Below are 13919 nucleotides of genomic sequence, written 5' to 3'. Positions count from 1 at the left end.
GGTGGTCGATCTGATCCAGAACACATTGGACGGTTTGGCGACCGGCTATGCCTATGGCCTGCTTGCACTTGGATTTACGCTGATCTTCGGGGTGATGGGGCGGCTGAACATCACGTTCGGCCCGTCCATCATGGTCGGCGTATTTGCCGGAGCCGGATTTTCCCAACACGGCTCCGGCATTCTTACCGTTCTCATCGTGACCATTGCGGGCGCGGTGATCGCCTCGGCATATGTCGAGCGACTGTCCTTCGCCGCGATCAAGGGTAACGCCGCGCTGGCCTCGATGGCGTCGAGTTTCGCCATCTCGATGCAGCTTGAGGAGGCCGTCGCCCACGTCTTTCCGGGACGGACCTATGCCTTTCCGAGCATTGGCACTTTGTCCGTCATCGACTTCGGTCCTTTCTTTATCCGCGCTGAATACCTCGCCATGGCTGTCGTCGCGGCGGTGCTTCTGTTGGGAGTGCATCTTCTGCTGACGCGCACCTTCTTCGGTCTTGAACTGCGCACACTGTCCGACAGCCCCGAGGCCGCACGCGTGTCCGGCATCAACGTCGCCCGCGTGGCGTTTCTGACGTTTCTACTGGCGGCGTGCATCGGCGGCGCGGCGGGCTTCATGATCGCCGCGACAGATGGCCAGATCACACCGAAATTCGGCCTCTGGGCCACGTTGAAGGGCCTGATCGCGATGGTGATCGGCGGGCTGGGCTCCCTGCGCGGCGCGGTCATCGGCGGGCTGGTCCTCGGCGTTGTCGAAGCGCAGTCCCAGTGGTTCCTCGGTGCAGCGGGCCGCGAGATCGTCGTCTACGCCACGCTGTTCCTTGCGCTCGTTTTGTTGCCCTACGGCCTGACGGGACGTGCCACCGCCAAAACCGCGCGGAGGCTCTGAGCCATGGACGGTTTCACGATATCTGTTCTGTCGAACATCGCGCTGTTTTCGTTCCTTGCGATCTCCGCTTGGCTGCTGTTGGTCGCCGGAGAAATCAGCTTCGGCCAGCAGGCGTATTTCGCAATCGGCGCCTACACGAGCGGCATCGCCTCCGCCGTCTGGCAGTGGCCATTCGTGTTCGCCGTCTTGCTGGGTGCGCTGACCGGAGCCATCGTCGCCGCCATCGTCGCCCGCGTGACCCTGCGGCTGTCGGGCCTCCACTACGCCATCGCGACGCTCGCCTTTGCCGAGCTGCTGCGTGCGTCGCTCAATGTGATCCACTACCAGCGTGACGTGGACGGCTATCTGACCGGCCCTGACGGCGCGAACGGTTTCCGCGATATCCGCTGGGTATATGACGCTGGTATCGGCGCGGGTCAGTACCTCGGCATCATTCTCGCGGCGTTGGTGATGGTCATCGCGGCCATCGCCCTGATCACCCGCGCGCGCGGGATGGCTGTCCTGCGGCTGGTCGGAGAGAACCCGACACTCGCCGCGATGCAGGGCCTATCGCCGAGCCGTGTCAAAACCATTGCCGCCGCCGCTGCCGGCGCGATCGCGGCCATCGGCGGCGGTCTTTATGCGCATATGGCGACCTATATCGAGCCCGCGCAGTTCTCGGTCATGATCGGCGTTCACGCGCTGTCTTATGGGTTGATGGGCGGCCTCGGCACGGTGCTCGGCCCGATCCTCGGCGTGTTCATCGACATAGGTGCACTGGAGACGCTGCGGATTTTCGCGGGCTACCGGATGATCGTCTTCGGCGGCCTCGTCGCGGTTATCCTGATCTGGCGTCCGCGTGGCCTGCTGGACGAAACCCTCGTGCGGAGGTGGCAGAAATGGCTGCGTCGCTAGAGGTAAAGGGGCTGACCCTCCGCTTCGGGGGCGTGACTGCGCTAGATGGTGTCGACCTGTCGGTGGGCGCCGGAGAAGTTGTAGGGCTGATTGGACCCAACGGATCGGGAAAGACTAGTTTGTTCAACGTGTTGACAGGTAATTTTAAAGCCGAGGGTTCAGTCCTGCTGGACGGACGCGACCTGCCTGGGCGCCCCGAGCAGATCGCTAAATCCGGCGTCTCGCGGACCTTCCAGAACCTGCAATTCGCCTCGAGACTGTCCGTTTTCGAGAACATCCGCGCAGCACGCCATGCGCGTGCACATTGGCGCGAAACCGTCTGGCAGACCCGTACTTCACAGCGTGCCGAGCGCGAGGACTTGCTTGGCATCCTTGGCCTCCTCGGTTTGGCAGAGAAGGCTTGGGATATGCCCGAAAGCCTGACGCTCGTCGAATTCCGCCACCTTGAAATCGCGCGGGTCATCGCGGCGGATGCCTCTTTGGTTCTGCTCGATGAGCCCGCAGCGGGGATGACGCCTGCAGAAACCGACCGCATCACGGCGACCATCGCCGCGCACCTTTTGCCGAACCGCTCAGCTATTGTGATCGAGCACAAGATGGGGCTGATCGGAGCTTTGTGTTCCCGCGTTGCGGTGCTCGACGCGGGGCGCAAAATCGCGGACGGACCGCTCGCTGACGTGCTGAATACCCGCGAAGTGCGCCGCAGCTATTTTGGAGAGGTGGCATGATTTCTGTGCGCAATCTCTCGGTCAGTTACGGGCGTATCGCAGCGCTTCAGGATGCGTCGCTCGACATTTGTGCTGGAGAAGTGACGGCTGTCGTCGGCGTAAACGGTGCAGGTAAAAGCAGCCTCGTGAGGGCGGTCCTCGGGTTGGAGGCGCCCACTGCAGGACACATCACCATCGACGGCACCGATACGACCGTTTGGCCGTCCCACAAACCGCGCAGCATTGGCTATGTTCCAGAAGGCCGCGTGCTGGCAGGCGCTCTGACGGTTGCTGAAACGCTGCGGCTCGGGGCAGGGCGCGTCGCCCGCAACCACATCGCGACCCGCACTACGGGCGTCCTCACCCGTTTTCCCGAACTGGCCAAGCGCCTGAACCAGAAGGCCGGAACGCTCAGCGGCGGTGAGGCGACGATGCTTGCCGTGGCGCGCGCGCTGATGGCTGCGCCGCGTTACCTGCTGCTGGATGAGCCCACGCTCGGCCTGTCACCGGCCGCGACAGACCGTGTTTTCGGCATCATCGCGGAACTGAAGCAGGACGGCCTCGGCATTCTGCTGGTCGAGCAGCACCTCCACCGCGCACTCGCCGCTGCGGACCACCACATCGTCCTGCGTCATGGCCGCATCGTGCCTACAGGCGACATCACCACCATCGAAAATACACTGCTTCAAGGGGCCACATCATGATCAAAACCGCCATTGCTGCCGCCGCCGTGACGCTCGCCGCGTTGCCCGCTTTTGCCGACCGCATCAAAGCGGAAGCGGAGTGCGACCCGTCGGAAAACGCGCTCGAGTTCAACTGCATGATCACGCTGACCGAAGCAGGCAGTCCCGTGCAACCGGCTGTTTTCACTGTGAAACCAGAGATGCCCTCAATGCCGATGGCGCATAACATCTCGCCGATCCCCGCCCTCGAAGGCTGCGGCGAAGGGATCTATCACGTCGTCCTGAACGTGGAGATGTACGGCGACTGGATGCTGCGGCTCGACATGACCGAACCGCGCCGCGATGTGGTGATGGTGAACGTCGCGCTGAACCCTGCCGAGGGCGAAATGCCCGCTATGGCGCACACGCACTAGGCTTCGGTTTCGACTGACTTCCAGAGGCCGCGTTCCTTGAGGTCGCGGATCACTTCCATCGTGATGCGCTGCACTTCCTGACAGGCAAGCGTCATTGGCTTGCTCGGATTGCGGACCATGTAGACGGGGCGGACCATCTGCGGCTCGATGATCGGCGCCATGATGAGATCGCCCCGCTCGACAAAATCAATAGCGGCGGCAGGCGCGAGAATCGTGTAGCCGCTGCCCCGCGCGACGAGCGTTTTGATCTGGCCGAGGCCGTCCATCTCTGTCGCGACATTCAGCGTCACGCCTTGGGCACGGGCGAAGCGGTCGATCATCACCCGAAGACCATGGTGCGGGGACGGAAGAACCAGTTCTTCTTCTGCCAGTTCGGACAGCGGTACCGGCGATCCGGGTTCGCTGTCGAAAGGCCACGAATCCGGTGCCGAGAAGAAGTTCAGCTCTTCGGTCATGAGCTGCTGATGGCTGAGGTGCCGGACCGACCCAAGGTCGTAGAGCATCCCCATGTCGATGGACTGGTCTTCGAGCCACGTTTTGATGAAACCGCTCATCGCATCAACGACCCGCAGCTTTACCTTGGGCAATTCCAGACGCACGGTTTCGGCCAACGGAACCGACAGAACCATGGCAATCGAGCTGGGAAGGCCGAAGGTCACTTCGCCCTGCGGTTCGTTGCCCGAACTGCGCACGGCGGCCATCGCATTGTCGAGCGCCTGCAAAATTTCTCGCGCGTGGGACAGAAGAATCTCGCCTGACTGGGTGAGGATAACGCCGCGCGGACTACGCTCGAACAGCTTCACGCCCAATTCTTTTTCGGCAGCGATGATGTGCTGGGAGAGCGAGGGCTGCGCGACGTTTACACGCTGAGCGGCAGCGGAAAGTGAGCCTTCTTCGGCGATGGCCACAAAATAACGAATTTGACGAATGTCCATCAAAGCACCTCCAACTCCGCTATAATAAAATCTTCTGGTGAGGCGAGGAAGAGCATATTTCCGAATTTTTGTTCTGCATGGAATGTTTCTCTCGAATAGAGAGGGAGAGGAGCAAAATGCAGGACCTTGAGGGCCTTACAGTTGTCGCTCTGGAGCAAGCCGTGGCCGCGCCGTATGCATCGGGCCGCCTTGCGGACGGAGGCGCGCGCGTCATCAAGATCGAACGCCCCGAAGGCGATTTTGCACGCAATTACGATAGCTTGGTGCAGGGAGAGAGCGCCTACTTCGTCTGGCTGAACCGCGGCAAGGAATCCATCCGCATGAATGTGAAGGACCCGAGCGATCAGGCCCTTCTGGCGGAGATGATCGCCGGTGCCGATGTATTCATCCAGAATCTCGCACCCGGTGCGGCGGCGCGATTGGGTTTCGGCGCCGAAGAGATGACCAAACGCCATCCGGCGCTGATCTACTGCTCGATTTCGGGCTACGGCGAGGACGGACCCTACCGCGACCAGAAGGCATATGACCTTCTGATCCAAGCGGAAAGCGGCCTTTGCGCGATTAACGGAAGCGAGGAAAGCCCCGCCCGCGTTGGCGTATCGGTCTGCGATATTGCGGCTGGCATGACGGCGTTCCAAGCCATCCTGCAGGGTCTCTTCGCCCGCGAACGCAGCGGCAAGGGCCGGATCATCGACGTCTCGCTGTTCCATGCGATGTCGGACTGGATGAACGTGCCTTACTTGCAGACGCGGTACGGCAAAAAGCCCCCGAAGCGGCTCGGCCTCAAGCATCCGACGATCGCGCCCTACGGTGCGTTCGAGTGCGCGGACGGCAAGGCAGTGCTCATCTCGATCCAGAACGAGCGGGAGTGGGTACGCCTGTGTGCGGACGTGCTGCAGATGCCCGAACTGGCGACCGATCCGCGCTACGTTAACAACACGCTGCGCGTCGCGAACCGTCCTGAGCTTGATGCGCAAGTGGCCGAGATTTTCGCGGGGATGGAGCGTGAAGCGATCATCGAACGCCTCAACGCCGCGGCGATTGCCTTTGGCCGACTGAGCGACCTCGACGACCTGCTCGAGCATCCGCAGAACCGCCTGATCACCGTCACCACGGGCGCGGGCAAGATCGAGATGCTGTCACCCGGCGCAGTCGTTCGCGGCGAGGCCGTATTGTTCCGTCCTGTCCCTGACCTCGGTCAGCACGACGACACGCTGCGGGCGGAATTCGGGCCGAAAACGCTCGCCGCAGCTTCGAAATAATTAAGGGCGGGGGCGGTCTTCGCCCTCGTTTTCATTCGGCACATGTCAGGGGAGGAAACCATGTCCGACGTCATTCTGCACCACTACGATCTGTCGCCGTTCTCGGAGAAGATCCGCCTTGCTCTGGGTTACAAGGGTATCGACTGGAAATCGGTGAAGGTGGACGCCGTGCCGCCGCGCCCGCTGCTGAACGCGCTGACGGGCGGTTACCGCCGTGTGCCCGTGCTCCAGATCGGCGCAGACATCTATTGCGATAGCGCGATGATCTTCGACGTGCTTGAACGTCTTGCGCCCGCGCCGTCGCTCTATCCGACGGGTGAAGGCATCTCCAAGGCGTTGTCGCTCTGGTGGGACCGCGCGACGTGGAAGCCCGCGATCGGCGTTCTGGTAGACTACATCGGTGAGCACCTGCCGCCCGAGTTTCTGGCCGACCGCAAGGATCACTACCTCGGCTACGATATGTCCAAAGAAGCCATGGCCCCGATGCTGCCGGTCTACGTGCAGCAGATGACCGCATTTGCGGGCTGGCTTTCGTCGATGCTGGCGGGCAAGGACTATCTCACGGGCGATGCGCTCTCTGCCGCTGACATTACATGCTATCATTCGCTGTGGCTGCTGCGCGCCAACTGCGGTGCGGAAGGTATCGACACGCAACTGCGCCTGTCGGCTGACGTCACCGCGTGGATGGACCGTATCGCCTCTGTCGGCCACGGCAACCAGACCGAGATCACGCCCGACGACGCGATTTCCGTTGCAAAGGCCGCTGCGCCTGCCGACGTTGCCATCACGCATGACGACGCGTCGGGCCTGACCGTCGGCACGCTTGTCACCGTGACGCCGGACGACAATGCCCGCGTTCCGGTCGAGGGCACTCTGGTCGCGGCGAACGCGCAAGAGATCGTCATCAGCCGCGAGACCGCCGAGGCGGGCACCGTGCACATCCACTTCCCGCGCGCAGGTTTCGAAACCCTGCCGGTGGAAGCCGCCGACTAATCCGCAGCCTGAATTTCCGGAGGAGGAGACCGAAATGACCGCTGAAACCATCGCTGCAAACAAGCAGCGCGCCAAAGACTACTTCAAAGCCTTCGCGACCCAGGACCGCGCTTGGCTCGACGCCAATGTCGCCACCACCTACGTGCGCCGCGACACCACGCTGCCGTTCGCGGTCGTCGGCCCCGATGGCGTGATGAAGCTCGGTGACGTGCTGCTCGGCGCGTTCTCCGAAATCGAGCTCGATATTCAGGACTGCATCGCTGAAGACGACAAGGTGCTGATCCGCCTGCAATTCCGCGGCGTCCACTCGGGCGCGTTCGGGGACCATCAGGCGACCGGCAAGCGTTTCGACGTCGCCGTGCTCGATTTTTTCCGCATGGAAGACGGCATGATTGCCGAACAATGGCCCGCCATCGACAACATCGGTCTGCAACAGCAGATCGGGATGCTGTGATCATGCGTCTGGCAGGAAAATCCGCTCTCGTGACAGGTGGCGCTTCCGGTTTCGGAGCCGCCATCGCACGCACCTTCGCGCGCGAAGGTGCCAAGGTCACGATCATGGACCTCAACGGTCAGGGTGCGGCTGCGATCGCGTCCGAATTCGGCGGCCATTCGGTCGCCGGTGACGTCACCAAATCGGGCGATATCAGTGCCGCCGTCGAAGGCGCAGTCGCTCACGGTGGCGCGCTCGATATCGTGGTGAACAACGCAGGCTGGACGCATCGCAACAAGCCGATGCTGGACGTTACCGAAGCGGAGTTCGACCGCCTCTATGACATCAACGTCCGCTCGATCTTTCACATGAGCCGCGCTGCAGTGCCTGTGATGCGCGGGCAGGGCGGCGGCGTGATGATTAACATCGGCTCCACCGCAGGCATACGCCCGCGTCCGGGGCTGACGTGGTACAACTCGACCAAGGGAGCGGTGAATCTCTTGTCGAAATCCATGGCTGTCGAACTGGCTCCCGACCGCATCCGCGTTAACTGCGTCGCGCCTGTGATCGGTGCGACCGCGCTGCTGGAGTCGTTCATGGGTATTCCCGACACGCCCGAAAATCGCGCCAAGTTCATCGCGACGATCCCGTTGGGCCGTATGTCTGAACCGCAGGACATCGCGAATGCGTGCCTCTACCTCGCTTCGGACGAAGCGGAGTTCATCACCGGCACCGTTTTCGAAGTCGACGGAGGCCGAACGGTCTGAGCCATGGAACTGCTGCCGATCACCTATCTGTTCGTGCCTGCCGACCGTCCCGACCGCTTTGCCAAGGCAATGGCGGCGGGTGCGGATCGCGTGATCCTCGACCTTGAGGACGCGGTGAAGCCCGATGCCAAACCTACCGCCCGAGAGGCATTGAAGGCCGCCGACCTCGACTGGTCGCGCGTCGTTGTCCGCATCAACCCCGTGACCACGCCGTTCTACGCGGACGATATTGCGGCGGTTGCGGCGACGGGTGCGGCGGGGGTGATGTTTCCCAAAGCCGAAAGTGCCGATGACGTCGCTGCCCTGCGCCGCGCCATCGGGCGCGAGATCGAGGTTGTTCCGCAGATCGAAACCGCGCTTGGCCTCGACCAGATCGACGACATCTTGCGGGCGGACGGCGTGCGCCGCGTGGCCTTCGGGCACCTCGACTTTGCCTTCGACCTGGGTACCTCGACCGACTGGGACGCGCTCACGCTGATCCGTCAACAGATCGTCTGGCGGTCGCGCGTCTGCGGTGCTGGCGCGCCCATCGACAGTGTGACACCCGAACTCACCGAAGACGCGGTAGAGGCCGACGCAGCCAAGGCGCGTAGCTACGGGTTCGGCGGCAAGCTTCTGATCCATCCCAAGCAGGTGGAGCCGACCCTTGCGGCCTTCCTGCCGACCGAAGCAGAGGCAAACTGGGCGCAAAAGGTCATCGATGCGGTGACGTCGGGAGGAAGCGGCGCGATCACGGTCGATGGCCGCATGGTGGACAAACCGGTCGAAGATGCCGCACGGCGGATACTCGCCACTATACGCTAAGGGCTGTTTTCGCTAACCTATCCCGATGCTTGCGTGACATTTCAGGTGCTCACGTTGCAAGCGTGTACGCAGTTATTGCCGCCACACTGACGGAGAAATCTATGACCGTGATCCGCGAAGACGATCTGCTGGAAAGCATCGCAGAAGCCCTTCAATTCGTGTCCTACTACCACCCGAGCGACTTTATCCGCGCGATGTCAGCTGCCTACGACCGCGAGGAAAGCAAGGGCGCGAAAGACGCGATGGCGCAGATCCTCGTGAATTCGCGGATGGCGGCGATTGGCAAGCGTCCGATCTGTCAGGACACGGGCACGGCCAATGTCTTTATCGAGATCGGCCACAAAGCGCAGCTTCAACTGTCGCGTCCTCTGCAAGACGTTGTCGACGAGGCGACCCGCCGCGCTTACGCCGCCGACACCAACCCGCTGCGCGCCTCTGTGGTCGTCGATCCGTTCGGCACCCGCAAGAACTCGGGCGACAACACGCCTGCGATGCTGCACATCTCGATGGTCGAGGGTGAGAACGTCTCCGTCCACGTGTCGGCCAAGGGTGGCGGTTCCGAGAACAAAGCCAAGTTCACCGTGCTGAACCCCTCGGCCTCGGTCGCCGATTGGGTTGTGAACACAGTCGAGACGCTCGGCGCTGGCTGGTGCCCGCCGGGTGTACTGGGTATTGGTGTGGGCGGCTCGTCCGACCGAGCGATGCTAATGGCGAAGCAGTCGCTGAACGACGCGCTGGATATGCAGGACCTGCTGCGCCGCGGCCCGAAAGACAAAACCGAAGAGCTGCGGATCGAAATCTACGAGCGCGTCAACGCGCTGGGGATCGGTGCGCAGGGCCTTGGCGGCCTGACCACGGTGCTCGACGTGAAGGTCCGCAGCTTCCCGACCCACGCGGCCTCACTCCCTGTCGGTCTGATCCCGAACTGCGCCGCCACGCGCCACGTCCACTTCACGCTCGACGGTAGCGGCCCCGCACGTCTGACCCCGCCGAACCTGTCGGACTGGCCGGAAATTCTGCTCGACAAGGCCAGTGCCGGTGCGCGCCGCCTCGACCTCGACACGCTGACCGACGCCGACATCGCGACCCTGACCCCGGGCGAGACGCTGCTGCTGAGCGGCACGCTGTACACCGGCCGCGACGCGGCGCACAAACGCATGGTGTCGATGCTGGACGCGGGCGAGGAACTGCCCGTCGACCTCAAAGGCCGCGCGATCTACTACGTCGGCCCCGTCGATGCCGTCGGCGACGAAGTCATCGGGCCCGCCGGTCCGACGACCTCCACCCGCATGGACAAATTCACCGACCGCATTCTGACCGACACGGGCCTCAAGGTCATGATCGGCAAGGCGGAGCGCGGGCCGGAAGCCATCGAGGCGATCAAGAAGCACAAGGCGGCCTACCTGATTGCGGTCGGCGGCGCGGCGTACCTCGTGTCCAAAGCGATCCGCGAGGCGGAGCCGGTCGCGTTCCAAGACCTCGGTATGGAAGCGATCTACAAGCTGCGGGTCGAGGATATGCCCGTGACCGTCGCCGTCGATAGCGAGGGCAACTCGGTCCACAAAACCGGCCCCGCGCAATGGAAGCGGATGCCGCAACTGGCTTAACCGATCAGCCCCGCTTCGGCGGGGCTTTTCGTTTCAGCCGAACAGAACGGGCGCGTCGCCTTCTTTCCATGGGGTGAACTTCGGCATAATCGCAGCAAAGCGGTCGCTGCCCGTAAAACGCACCAGCCAGGCCTTGAGCGCGGGCCAGTCCTGCGCATCGAACCAGTCACGGTCGATATTCGCGAACTGGCGGACAAAGGGCAGGGTGGCGAGGTCGGCTATCGTCGGGCGCTCGCCATAGAGCCACAGCTGGTCCCCCAGCATGTCATTCACACCCATGAGGTGCTGCACGGCCTTATGGCGCTCCGCAATCGGGTCGAGGTCGGGATAGCGCACCGCATATTTCGTGTGATTGAGCGCGTCCTTGAACGGTCCGTCATTGGTGCGGATCAGCTCCCACCCATCGTCCGGCATATCCAGCAACCCCTCGGGATCACTCTGCCGCAGAACGTGGATCATGATGTCAAAGCTCTCGTCATGCACCTGATCGCCGTCCTTCATGCACGGCACCGTGGCGGACGGAGAGGTCGCGCGGAACGCCTCGGGTTTGTCGCGCAGCAAGATTTCCCGCAGTTCCACCTGCACGCCGGAACTCAGCACAGCAAGGCGGGCGCGCATGGCGTAAGGGCAGCGGCGGAAGGACCAGAGGATCGGGAGCGTATCAGTCATGCGGCCTATGTAGGGCAGCCCCGCGCGATTGGAAAACTATTTAGCGGCCTTCTGTCTGGCCTGCGCTTCGCGGATGTAGGCCATCGTCGCGCCTTTGGTTTCGCGTTTGCGGTGGAGCATGAACAGCGAGGCTTCTTTGCTGAGTTCGGGGATTGGTCTGAACGCCAAACCCGGTACGCCGAGTTGTTCGGCCTGTTCAGGCGCCAGCGCAACGCCCATACCCGCCGCCGCCGCGGCGATGATGGCGAGCGTCGAAGGCAGTTTGTGCACCATCGCGGGCGTGTATCCGTGCGCGCCGAGCCCTTCGAGCATACCGTCCATCTCTGCCCCGTAGAGCAGCAGGTCCACGCCTGAGAGGTCTTTGAGCGTCAACTCGTCCACGGCCGTCAGCGGGTGATCGACTGCCATAGCGGCGACCACGGTGGATTTCTGCACGGGCAACGCCTGAAGGTCAGGCTCGCTCCCCGGAAAGGACATATAGGCGACGTCGATCTCCGACGATTGAAGGCCGTCACGGAGGGCTTTCGGTGCCGCCTCGGCGAGCGTAATCTCGACCTTGGGATGCGCTTTGCGGAAGGCCCGCAGGTCCTCGACAAGGATGCCGCTCAGCACCGCGTTGCCGACAAAACCGATGCGGATCTGCCCCATATCGCCGCGCAGAGAGCTACGGGTCACATCATCCGCGTGCGACACCATCGACAGGATGCGCCGCGCTTCGGGCACCAGCGTGCGGCCCGCGTCGGTCAATTCGACCCGCCGCGTGGTGCGGGTGAACAGCGGCCCGCCGAGGTTTTCCTCCAGCGCTTTGATCTGCATCGACAAAGCAGGCTGCGCGATATGCAGCTTCTCCGCCGCGCGACCAAAGTGGCATTCGTCCGCCACGGTCAGAAAATAGCGCAGTTGCCGCAGGTCCATGGGTTCTCACTGATCAGCGTTAGTTATCAATCAATCAGATCATTGTATTTCAAATATGAACCGCGTGTCACTACATCTCTGATCAAAGGAGACGACACAATGACCACTCTCGAAGACAGAACCGAAATCGCCCAGCTGATGAACGGCTGGCTGCATCGGGATCTGGGCCGCTGGGACAACCTCGCGGCGCTCTTCCATGATGACGCAACTATCGAAATCACTTGGTTCAAAGGCACCGCGGCGGAGTTTGTCGCCGGATCGCGCAGGATGGGGTCCAGCGATCTGACGAGCCGCCACGTGATCGGTGCGCCGATGATCACCATGCGCGGTAACCGTGCCTTTGTCGAAACGCCGGTGATGATCGTCGGGCAGCACAAAACGCTGCACCTCGGAGCGACGTCGCACGGGCGGATGCTGGACCGCGTCGAAAAGCGCGGCGGGCGTTGGGGCATTGTCGAGCGCCATTGCAGCTACGACATCTCCAGTTTCGACTACCCGCGCGGGCCTGTTGATATCGACTGGCGCATGGTGGACGCGCATCCCACCGAATATGCGCCGCTCGCCTATCTACTGACGGTCGCGGGCTATCCCGTCGAAGGGACGTTCCCTACGCGCTTCTCCTCCCTTGAAACTAAAATCCGGTCGGACGCTGACGTCTGGCTCAATGAAGAGGTCTGACATGACGAACTACGTTGAAAACGAAGGCGCAAAGATCGCCTACACGCAAATGGGCTCCGGTCCGCTGGTTGTCCTGATCCCTGGCGGCAACGGCGAAAGCGTCCGCTACACCCCGCTGATGATGGCGCTGAAGGACGACTTTACCGTCGTACGCATCGACCGCCGCGCCGCTGGCGAAAGCACCGGTGACGCCGATGCCGCGCTTGACCTGAAGCAGGCCGCACGCGATGTGAAGGCCGTGATCGATGAGGTCGGTATGGGCCCCGCGATTGTGTTCGGCAGCAGCGCGGGTGCCGTGATCGCTCTGAACGTTGGTGAGCAACACCCTGAAATTGTGAAGCAATTGCTGGTGCACGAGCCGCCCGTGACTGAAATTCTGCCCGAACCGGAGGCAACCAAATGGCGCGAGTTTTTCATCAAGGTGAAAGACACGTTCGACACCGATGGCGCGCTGCCTGCGATGAAACTGTTTATGAGCGAGACCGTCGGCCTTGGCGTTGCGGCCCATCCGGGCGACCAGTCCGAGAGCACGCACGACCGTTTCCTGCGCCACGAATTCCGCGTCATCAACAGCTTCAAACCCGATCTGGCGCTACTGAAATCGAACGCCATTCCGGTGGTGATGCTCGCGGGCGATCAGAGCGGCGACGCCTATTACGCCGAAACCGCTCGCTACATCGCGAAGACCATGCCGTGCGAGCTGGCCGTCGTGCCGGGTCATCACATCGGCTACGTCAGCCAAGCGCCCGAATTTGCTGAGGCTTTCCGGAAAATCACCGCCGACGTGCTTTAAAAGGAAAGGCCCGCGAACTGCGGGCCTTTTCGCTTATTCGCGGTAGGTTTTGTGGCAGCCCGCACAGGCGCCGCCGATCTGTTGCAGTGCGGCGCCAAGGTCATCGGCAGAACCGACATTCAGGCTCCCTGCCGCTACTTCCAGATCGCTCGACTTCGCGACGAAATCGTCCCAGTTCTGCCAGATGGCGGGCAGTGCCTCGGAGCCGTCGACGATGACCTGCTGTTCGAAATATGCAGGGATTTCAGCGGCTTCGGCCTGAATGGCGTTCAGCGCGGTCTGGACGGCATTGGCGTCGAACGCGGCTTCACCCTTGGCCATGTCGCCGATGACTTTCACGTTGCCGCCGATGCGCTTCATCGCTTCCATACGGGCAAGGACGACCGGATCGGTGACGCCACCGTGAGCGAAAACAGCGGTCGCAGTGACGATGGCGGCGAGGGCGGGCAGAACGTACTTCATAAGATCTCCAATGGCATT

At 62.4% G+C, this 13919-nt stretch carries 17 protein-coding genes; 13 read left to right on the top strand and 4 right to left on the bottom strand.

Going from position 1 to position 13919, the window contains the following annotated elements; genetic code table 11:
- The first annotated feature begins 1 nt into the window (after position 1).
- From IF204_RS06580 to IF204_RS06560, 5 genes are read left to right on the top strand one after another with little or no spacing between them, the layout of a single operon-like run.
- Positions 2–886: a branched-chain amino acid ABC transporter permease gene (locus tag IF204_RS06580; RefSeq protein ID WP_194095615.1), complete on the top strand. Its 885-nt coding sequence runs from the start codon at positions 2–4 to the stop codon at positions 884–886.
- A gap of 3 nt (positions 887–889) precedes the next feature.
- A complete protein-coding gene (locus IF204_RS06575; RefSeq protein WP_194095613.1) occupies positions 890–1780 on the top strand; it encodes a branched-chain amino acid ABC transporter permease in 891 nt (296 codons plus the stop codon).
- Positions 1765–2508, top strand: coding sequence for an ABC transporter ATP-binding protein (locus IF204_RS06570; RefSeq protein ID WP_194095611.1), 744 nt, complete (start codon positions 1765–1767; stop codon positions 2506–2508). Before IF204_RS06575 ends, IF204_RS06570 begins: the two co-directional genes overlap by 16 nt.
- Positions 2505–3191, top strand: coding sequence for an ABC transporter ATP-binding protein (locus tag IF204_RS06565; RefSeq protein ID WP_194095609.1), 687 nt, complete (start codon positions 2505–2507; stop codon positions 3189–3191). Before IF204_RS06570 ends, IF204_RS06565 begins: the two co-directional genes overlap by 4 nt.
- Positions 3188–3583, top strand: coding sequence for a FixH family protein (locus IF204_RS06560; protein ID WP_194095607.1), 396 nt, complete (start codon positions 3188–3190; stop codon positions 3581–3583). Before IF204_RS06565 ends, IF204_RS06560 begins: the two co-directional genes overlap by 4 nt.
- On the opposite strand, the gene IF204_RS06555 is transcribed toward IF204_RS06560, so the two are convergent.
- On the bottom strand, positions 3580–4518 hold the full coding sequence (locus IF204_RS06555; RefSeq protein WP_194095606.1) for a LysR family transcriptional regulator: 939 nt from the start codon (positions 4516–4518) through the stop codon (positions 3580–3582). The two genes, IF204_RS06560 and IF204_RS06555, sit on opposite strands and share 4 nt — an antisense overlap.
- Positions 4519–4634: 116 nt before the next feature.
- Between IF204_RS06555 and IF204_RS06550 the strand changes: the two genes are divergently transcribed.
- The 6 genes from IF204_RS06550 (at position 4635) to IF204_RS06525 (ending at position 10384) form a co-directional block, all read left to right on the top strand.
- The gene (locus IF204_RS06550) at positions 4635–5780 is read left to right on the top strand and encodes a CaiB/BaiF CoA transferase family protein (RefSeq protein WP_194095604.1); all 1146 of its coding nucleotides are present in this window, start codon (positions 4635–4637) and stop codon (positions 5778–5780) included.
- Between the two features lie 60 nt (positions 5781–5840).
- Positions 5841–6773, top strand: coding sequence for a glutathione S-transferase family protein (locus tag IF204_RS06545; protein WP_194095601.1), 933 nt, complete (start codon positions 5841–5843; stop codon positions 6771–6773).
- Positions 6774–6807: 34 nt separating this feature from the next.
- Positions 6808–7227, top strand: a complete 420-nt coding sequence (locus IF204_RS06540; RefSeq protein WP_194095600.1) for an ester cyclase — start codon at positions 6808–6810, stop codon at positions 7225–7227.
- Between the two features lie 2 nt (positions 7228–7229).
- The gene (locus IF204_RS06535) at positions 7230–7973 is read left to right on the top strand and encodes a glucose 1-dehydrogenase (protein ID WP_194095598.1); all 744 of its coding nucleotides are present in this window, start codon (positions 7230–7232) and stop codon (positions 7971–7973) included.
- A gap of 3 nt (positions 7974–7976) precedes the next feature.
- A complete protein-coding gene (locus IF204_RS06530) occupies positions 7977–8777 on the top strand; it encodes an HpcH/HpaI aldolase/citrate lyase family protein (protein WP_194095596.1) in 801 nt (266 codons plus the stop codon).
- Between the two features lie 101 nt (positions 8778–8878).
- Complete coding sequence (locus tag IF204_RS06525) at positions 8879–10384, top strand: fumarate hydratase (protein ID WP_194095594.1); 1506 nt, start codon at positions 8879–8881, stop codon at positions 10382–10384.
- 33 nt (positions 10385–10417) lie between these two features.
- Here the strand turns inward: IF204_RS06525 and IF204_RS06520 are convergent, their stop codons facing one another.
- Together IF204_RS06520 and IF204_RS06515 are read right to left on the bottom strand one after the other, a co-directional pair.
- Positions 10418–11053, bottom strand: coding sequence for a glutathione S-transferase (locus IF204_RS06520; protein ID WP_194095575.1), 636 nt, complete (start codon positions 11051–11053; stop codon positions 10418–10420).
- Between the two features lie 36 nt (positions 11054–11089).
- Positions 11090–11968, bottom strand: coding sequence for a LysR family transcriptional regulator (locus IF204_RS06515; protein WP_194095574.1), 879 nt, complete (start codon positions 11966–11968; stop codon positions 11090–11092).
- Positions 11969–12067: 99 nt separating this feature from the next.
- Between IF204_RS06515 and IF204_RS06510 the strand changes: the two genes are divergently transcribed.
- Both IF204_RS06510 and IF204_RS06505 read left to right on the top strand, forming a co-directional pair.
- Positions 12068–12646, top strand: coding sequence for a nuclear transport factor 2 family protein (locus IF204_RS06510; RefSeq protein ID WP_194095573.1), 579 nt, complete (start codon positions 12068–12070; stop codon positions 12644–12646).
- Position 12647: 1 nt separating this feature from the next.
- Positions 12648–13439 carry an alpha/beta fold hydrolase gene (locus IF204_RS06505; RefSeq protein WP_194095572.1) on the top strand — a complete coding sequence of 264 codons (792 nt, stop codon included), beginning with the start codon at positions 12648–12650 and terminating at the stop codon, positions 13437–13439.
- Positions 13440–13472: 33 nt separating this feature from the next.
- Here IF204_RS06505 and IF204_RS06500 read toward each other — a convergent pair whose 3' ends face one another.
- Complete coding sequence (locus tag IF204_RS06500) at positions 13473–13901, bottom strand: c-type cytochrome (protein WP_194095571.1); 429 nt, start codon at positions 13899–13901, stop codon at positions 13473–13475.
- Between the last annotated feature and the right edge of the window lie 18 nt (positions 13902–13919).

The sequence above is a fragment of the Marivivens aquimaris genome, assembly GCF_015220045.1.
GTDB lineage: Bacteria > Pseudomonadota > Alphaproteobacteria > Rhodobacterales > Rhodobacteraceae > Marivivens > Marivivens aquimaris.
The sequence above is the reverse complement of the archived record's forward strand: the minus strand, read 5'-3'. Positions and strand labels throughout refer to the sequence as shown.